The sequence below is a fragment of the Arthrobacter sp. SRS-W-1-2016 genome (genome assembly GCF_002009585.1).
GTDB classification, from domain to species: Bacteria; Actinomycetota; Actinomycetes; order Actinomycetales; family Micrococcaceae; genus Arthrobacter; species Arthrobacter bambusae_A.
The window spans coordinates 1-7,349 of sequence record NZ_MTPV01000007.1; the positions used below are offsets into that span (position 1 = coordinate 1).

5 protein-coding genes and 1 pseudogene are annotated in these 7,349 nt (G+C 63.8%); 5 read left to right on the forward strand and 1 reads right to left on the reverse strand.

The genetic code is table 11. The annotated features are described in order from the left end of the window. The 5 genes and pseudogenes from BMF89_RS02025 to BMF89_RS02050 all read left to right on the forward strand — a co-directional run. Positions 1-594 (forward strand): annotated as a pseudogene (locus BMF89_RS02025) (glycogen debranching enzyme); the annotation flags it as partial. A gap of 201 nt (positions 595-795) precedes the next feature. Then, positions 796-972 carry a hypothetical protein gene (locus BMF89_RS21825; RefSeq protein WP_171983376.1) on the forward strand — a complete coding sequence of 59 codons (177 nt, stop codon included), beginning with the start codon at positions 796-798 and terminating at the stop codon, positions 970-972. 744 nt (positions 973-1,716) lie between these two features. Continuing rightward, complete coding sequence (locus BMF89_RS02035) at positions 1,717-2,358, forward strand: peptidoglycan-binding protein (protein ID WP_078105427.1); 642 nt, start codon at positions 1,717-1,719, stop codon at positions 2,356-2,358. Between the two features lie 6 nt (positions 2,359-2,364). Continuing rightward, the gene (locus tag BMF89_RS02040; RefSeq protein ID WP_078105428.1) at positions 2,365-4,746 is read left to right on the forward strand and encodes a hypothetical protein; all 2,382 of its coding nucleotides are present in this window, start codon (positions 2,365-2,367) and stop codon (positions 4,744-4,746) included. Positions 4,747-5,140: 394 nt separating this feature from the next. Further along, entirely contained in the window at positions 5,141-6,769 is a 1,629-nt protein-coding gene (locus BMF89_RS02050; RefSeq protein WP_078105429.1) for a metallophosphoesterase family protein, read from the forward strand. A gap of 278 nt (positions 6,770-7,047) precedes the next feature. On the opposite strand, the gene BMF89_RS02055 is transcribed toward BMF89_RS02050, so the two are convergent. After that, on the reverse strand, positions 7,048-7,326 hold the full coding sequence (locus BMF89_RS02055; RefSeq protein WP_078105430.1) for a MerR family transcriptional regulator: 279 nt from the start codon (positions 7,324-7,326) through the stop codon (positions 7,048-7,050). Positions 7,327-7,349: the final 23 nt, after the last annotated feature.

Consider the following 7,349-nt stretch of genomic DNA (forward strand, 5'->3'; position numbering starts at 1 on the left):
CAGGACTCCGAGCTGACGTGGATCAACTGGGACAGCGTGGACCAGCCGCTGGTGGAGTTCACGGCCGCGGTCAGCGCATTGCGCGCCAAGCATCCGACCTTCCGGCGCAGCCGCTTCTTCGACGGCAGGCCCGTGCACAGGAGCGAGGGAGAACCACTTCCGGACATTGTCTGGCTTGACCCGGAAGGAGCCCTCATGCAGCCGTCGGACTGGGACAACGGTTTCGGACGCTCCGTCGGCGTGTTCCTCAACGGTGACGGGATCCGCGGCCGGGACAACCAAGGCCGGCGCATCACCGACGTCAACTTCCTGCTCTACTTCAACGCCCACGACGACGAAGTAAAGTTCGTGCTTCCCCCGGATGAATATGCTCCGGCGTGGGACATCCTCATCGATACAGCCGGGATGGGCGCCGACTCGGGGCCCGTCGACGCAGACGGCATTGTGTCCCTCGCGGCGAAGTCGCTCGTGGTGCTCCGGGCCCACAGCACACCGGAGGAAGAGCCCGACCACTCCGTGGCCGTCTCGCTCGCCGCGCTCACCCATTCGGCCACTGCCGAAACCGCAGCCCTCACAGTCCCGGCGGTGCCCTAACCCAAGACCGCGGCCCGGGAGAAAACGGTGAGGAATGAGTGTGAAAGTTACTCACCCCCTGAAGCCGCCCTAGAGACCGCACCAACGTCAGAAGCGTCCCAAACTCCGGGAGTTGCGGCCGGCCGCCAAGGTAAGGCTATAAAGGGGAGGAATTCCTGCAAGACATTCTGAACCGGGGACAACGACTCGCCCCTAAAGGGTATGCAGGCCGGCATTCTGTCCGCGGCGATCCCCGGCAACTCCCGAAGGCCGGGCGTTGCCGGGGAACGCGCCCTGAACCCAGGCCGGGCGACGGCCGGTCCGCAGGAGCTCGCTCGCTGTGGCCAGTCGCCATTTCATCTGCTCAACGGCATGATCTTCTCCGTGATCGGCATTTGAGTGCCCAAGCCATCGCTCGACCAGGGATACCTCCAACCGATACTCGCCCAGATCCCTGCACAGCTGGCAAGCGAGCCACGTGACCGCGGCTGGAGGCGGCCCCAACGGGCCCATATCCTTGTCAGATCCGGCCACCTCTGGCCGGCGGACCCCGAGATCAGCTTCGGCGGCCACAACGCAGTCCAAAGCAAGATCCAAGGCCTGACGGAAATCAAAGCGCGCCCTGAGGACCTCGACCCGCCGAATCTGCTTCGTATACGACAAGCCCCCGACCAGCAATTTCTTGGCCTCGGGCTTCTCGGCCAAGGAACCAACCCCCGAACTCGAGCCCCTCCCTCCTGGTCCCACCCGCTGCCGTGGCGAGCGGACCAAAGGGCCACGCGACGACCGGATATCCTCCCGGCTAGAGCTCCGGGCCGACGCCCATCCTCGATCTTGAATCTTGCTCCACCTCTTGCCTGTAAGACTTAATACTAAGCAACCTTAGTACTTTCTGAACGGGATCGACGAACCATTCGGCTGCTGGCGTTGACCCTTCCGCGAAGGCGCGGACAGATGTCCGGTCGCAAAAAATGAAAAGTACCCTTACTATTTACCGGAGAGCGCGGCGCTGGGGTGGTGAGCTCTTCCTTGATCCATTTCCCGGTGCGGTTCTGCGTGCGAAATCAGTCACCGAAGCGGTGGATGAAGTGTTTATCGAAATAGCTGACGGCCAGGCTACTTGTGCCGGAAATGGAGTTTGTGATGAACGAAGAGCAGGAACTTGAGCCGTTGTCCGCTGAAGAACTGGCCGCGGAAGGCATCACCGCGCTGCCGGCGAAGGAAGTCGCGTCCATCCTTGACCTCAATGCCGACCTAAACCTCGGAATCCAGGCGGCCGCGCCGATCGATCTTGGCGTGGCCGCGAACGCCAACGTCGCGGCACCTATTGATGCGTCCGCGTCGGCCAACGTTCTCTCGGCCGGTTCCACGGCCGCGGGTGTGGCCCATCAGGGCGCACTAATCGATCAGGGGATCAATGCCGACGCGACGGCGAACTCGACGCAGGACAGCAGCATCGGCCACACAGCGCCGCCGGCTGCGGCCGCGCCGGCCCCGACCGCTCCCGCCGGCGGGACGGTCACTGATCCGACCGCCGTCGTGAACGGGAACCTGCTGAACGTGGATGTAAAACTCGACGCCAACGCCGGTATCGCCGCCCCCATCAACGGCGCCGTTGCCGCCAACGCCAATGTTGCGGCACCGATCAACGCCGGGGTGGCAGCAAACATCGGCGCGATCGATAGCAATGCCGTGGCCGCCGCCCAGCAGGACGCCGTGATCAACCAGCACATCGACGGGGCTGCCACGGCCACGTCGAACCAACACTCGACCCTGCAGCAGTAGTACCCGGTGACGGTGATTCCCGGAGGCCCGCTCGACCCCGCCGACTATGCCAGCTCACCGGACATGGGCGCGGCAGAACGCTGCCCGTCCCGTGCGGACGGCGTTGAACTGATCGGTGAAATGGAAGGATCGGGCTACCGGGAACCGCCGTCTCTCGTGCGCCGGGCAGACGGACAGACCTTTCAGCTGACGCGGCTGCTCTATCTGGTGTTGTCTGTAGTGGACGGCCGAACCAGCCCTGCGCAGCTTGCTGAGAGCGTGAGCGAAAAATCCGGGCGCCGGGTCTCCGAGGAGAACGTCCGCACCCTGATCGACTCCCAGCTGCGGCCGTTGGGTCTGCTGGTGCGCCCGGACGGCTCACAGCCGGAAGTCAAGAAGTCCAATCCGCTGCTTGGCTTGCGCTTCCGTTACGCCGTGACGGATGCCGAGAAAACCAGGCGGCTGACCGCACCATTCGCCCACCTGTTCCATCCACTCATCGCCGTGCCCGTGCTGGGCGCCTTCCTTTTTGTCTGCTGGTGGGTACTGGCACTAAAAGGGCTAGGATCGGCAACCCACGACGCGTTCGAGAACCCGGCACTGCTGTTGCTTGTAGTCGCCGTGACGATCTTCTCCTCCGGTTTCCACGAATTCGGCCACGCCGCCGCAGCACGTTACGGAGGAGCGACTCCGGGAGCGATGGGCGCAGGCTTGTACCTGTTCTGGCCAGCCTTTTACACGGACGTGACGGACTCATACCGACTCGGGCGCGCTGGCCGGGTCAGGACCGACCTCGGCGGCCTCTACTTCAACGCTATCGTCACTGTGCTGATCGCCGGGATCTGGTGGGCCACCGGCTACGACGCGCTGCTGCTGGTCGTGCTGACCCAGATCCTGCAGATGCTGCGCCAGCTCACACCTCTGGTCCGATTCGACGGATACCACGTGCTCGCCGACCTCACCGGCGTATCGGATCTTTTCCAACGGATCACGCCCACCCTCCTGGGCCTGCTCCCCTGGCGTTGGGGCAGGCCGGAGTCCAAAGCCCTCAAACCGTGGGCCCGCGCCGTCGTCAGCATCTGGGTCCTGATCGTAGTGCCTCTCCTCCTCCTTAGCATCGTGATGATGATTCTCACGCTCCCGCGCGTGCTCGCCACCGCTGTGGTGAGCATCGCACGCCAGCAGAGCCTCCTCGGCGATGCCTGGGGCCATGGTGACCTGCCCGGCGGCGCGGCGCATATCCTCATGATTCTCGCCGCTGCTCTTCCCATCCTCGGCACAGGCATCGTCCTCGTCAGGATGGTACGTCAAGGCGCAGGGGCTGTTTGGCGGAAAACCCGGGGCCGTCCAGGCCGACGTGCCGGCGCCGCAGTCGCCGGCGCCCTTGTCTGCGCCCTATTGATTACGGCGTGGTGGCCCAACGCCTCCACCTACCGGCCAATCCAGCGCTATGACCGCGGCACCATCACCGACGCCGTTTCCTTGGTAATGCCCAAACCCAACCGGCTCGTAGACGGAGCGCAGGGAAAGGTAGCAGCCATCTGGCCCTCCGGCAGCGTCAGGCCGACAGCGGACAAGCCGCAGCTGGCCATGATACTGATCCCCCGGGCCCCGCAAACAACCGCCGCAGATACCGGCGCCCCCGCCGCAGAGCCCGCCTGGGTCTTCCCCTTCGACAAACCGTTGCCCCCGGGCGACGGCGGGAACCAGGCACTGGCTGTGAACACCAAAGACGGGTCCGTAGCGTATGACGTGGCGTTCGCCCTCGTCTGGGTTGACGACGGCCAGGCGCTGACCAAAAACGAAGCGTATGCCTTCGCCAGTTGTCGCGACTGCGGCGCCGTTGCCATCGGCTTCCAAGTGGTGCTTGTCGTGGGCCACGCGAACGTGATCGTTCCACAGAACCTCGCCGCGGCCGCCAACTACAACTGCGTCCAATGCCTCACCTACGCACTCGCCAACCAACTGGTCCTGACCCTCGACCGCCCACTGAGCCCAGCAGGAACGGAACAACTGGCGAAAATATGGGACGAAGTCAGAAACTTCGAGGCAAACATCGAAAACATACCCCTGTCAGAGCTGCAGTCCCGCCTCGCTGACTACAAGACCCGCATCGAGCAGATCATCACGCACGACCCCTCCGTAACCCAATCCGCATCCGGGACAAGCGCTCCGGGCCCAAGCACCACCACATCAAACACAGCCCTCGCACCCCCCGACGGGGGCACGTCTCCCATGCCCGGGTCCGCTCCGACACAGCAACCGACCCCGGCAGCCTCCCCGCCGGGCACCGCCCAACCGGTACAAACAGCAGCTCCCGCGCCGGCCACCGCCCAGCCGGCACAAACGGCCCCGGCGCCGACACAGGCTCCGGCGACGCCCCCCGCGACCGCGGTACCCGGCAGCTAAAACCACCCCAAATCTCGCCCACCATACTCCCCCGCCAACCGCTTGCAATTTCCCGGAATCAGTTTGGAATCCCGCCCACCGGACCTACCGTCGAATCTCGTCGGCGCCGAAGTGGTGCCTGTAACTGCCGATCCACAGCAGGAGCACCATGAGCGTCCAGGCGGTGCGTTTGTTGCGCATAGGCTTCGACGCCCATGACTGTCGGTGCCGGGCGTGCCAAAGCCGAGGGCGAGCAACCCGACGTCGCGGATGTGGAAACCCGTACCGGTCGATCACCTGCAGGGCATCGGGCGCACCCACTAAGGGAAAGGGGTTACCAAGAATTAATTTGTCGGTGACTCGCCGCTTGGACAGTTTTCACTGTCTCGCCTCGGCGCCGCACAAAGCTGAACCCATGACTGATGACAAGGAACTCTTTAGGACTGGACTCTCGCGTCGCGGCTTCTTCACGGCTGCCGGAGCTTCCAGCGCCGTCGCCGTTTTGGCAGGCGCAACCCCGGCTTCAGCTGCGGACAACAAGGCGATGTTGCCCTCTGCGGTCGGCGACCCGCTGACCACCCCGGTGGTGAACGGACTGCATCTGCAGTTCGGTACCGATGCATCCAGCGAAGTTGTGGTGTCGTGGCACACCTTGCAGCCCGTCAAGCAGGCCCGGGCGATGCTCGGCGAAACCGACGGAAGTTACGGACGGAGCCAGGACGCGGTAGTAACCAGCTACGTCGACGCCAAGTCCGGCCAGAAGGTATATGCCTATCACGCGAAACTCACCGAACTCGATCCATCCCACGACTACGTGTATGCAGCCATTCACGACGGCGCGCAGCCAGAGTTTGGTTCTTTCCGTACGGGTCCGCGCGGACGCGGAAAATTCACTTTCACAAGCTTCGGCGACCAAGGCACCCCCACGCTCGGAAAGAAGTCCAGCTCCGGGTCAGGAACGCAGCAATGGGTCAACGACAACCTCGGTTCCCCCGCTGCGGGTGACATGCCGGCCGGCGTCGAACGCGTCCAGCCTCTGTTCCACCTGTTCAACGGCGATCTCTGCTACGCCAATATCTCGCAGAACCGGGTACGGACCTGGACCGACTTCTGGGACAACAACTCACGCAGCGCCCGTCACCGGCCTTGGATGCCCGCCGCAGGAAACCACGAGAACGAACTGGGCAACGGCCCGATCGGATATGCCGCCTACCAGACGTACTTCTCCGTCCCGCCGCAGCCCGGGCAGACCGACCTCACCCGCGGCCTCTGGTACTCCTTCACCGCAGGTTCAGTACGAGTCATCAGCCTCGCCAACGACGATGTCTGCTACCAGGACGGCGGCAACAGCTACGTCAGGGGCTACTCGAAGGGCGCCCAGAAAACCTGGCTCGAAAATGAACTCAGGACGGCACGGTCCGATAGGAACATCGACTGGGTGGTCGTCTGCATGCACCAAGTTGTCATCAGCACGGCAGGGTCCTTCAACGGAGCCGATCTGGGCATACGGCAGGAATGGGTGCCGCTGTTCGACAGGTACGGCGTGGACCTGGTTGTCTGCGGGCACGAGCACCACTACGAACGCTCGCACCCGATCCGCGGCCAACAAGCCAACGCAACGCTGACTCCGATTCCGGCGGACACGCACACCGACGTCATCGATACCACCAAAGGGACGGTGCATATGGTCCTGGGCGGGGGCGGAACGTCGGTACCGTCGAACCAGTTGTTCTACAACCCTCCCTCATGCCGTGTCATCACGGGCGTTGGCGCACCCGACCCCACAACAAATAAGCGGCCACCGGTCTACGTCCAGGAAGACGCTCCGTGGTCAGCACAGCGCGATGCCGCGAACTCCTATGGTTTCGCGGCTTTCAGCGTCGACCCCGGCACCGAACCCGGAGGGACAACGAAGATGGAGGTCACCTACTACAACGTAACCGGCCCCCAAGGACAGCTCGCATCCTTCGAATCCTTCACGCTCCAGCGCCCACGGTCCGATTCACACCAACAAGGCGGCAACGGGAACAAGGACCGAGGCTAAGCCGATCAGCGTCCCCAAAGCAACGTTCAAAGACGACTGCCGTCAGTATTAGTCTCAAACCTCGGGCCAGCACCAGCAGGCAAGACGAAGGCCCTCCCACCCAGCGTTTCCGCAGGTGGGAGGGCCTTGACTGTGGAGCTAAGGGGATTCGCTCTCCTGGCCTCTTCTCATGGGACTCCGAGATTGTCCAGGAGGCTCTATCCGGCCTTGGAACAGGACGTCGCCGCAGTCGCATCGGCGCCACTTTCTTGGTTGAAGCTCCGGCAGGGATAGGAACTTCAAGCACGGCCCCTGTTCCGTGTAGCTTTCGCGGACCTGAGCTCCGCCTCAAGACGGCGGTTATCGGCCTCCAGGACCAGGACCATCCGGATGCCGGCCAGGTTCAAGCCCGATTCCAGCAGCTCGCCGATCCGCCGCAATGTCACGAGATCGTCCTCGCTGTACTGGCGGGTCCCGCCCAAGGTCCTGCCCGGTTCCAACAGGCCCTTGCGTTCATAGAGGCGCAGGTTCTGCTGGCCCGTCCCCACCAGTTCGGCGGCGACGGAAATCGCATACACGCCCCTCCCCCGGTCCTCGGCCT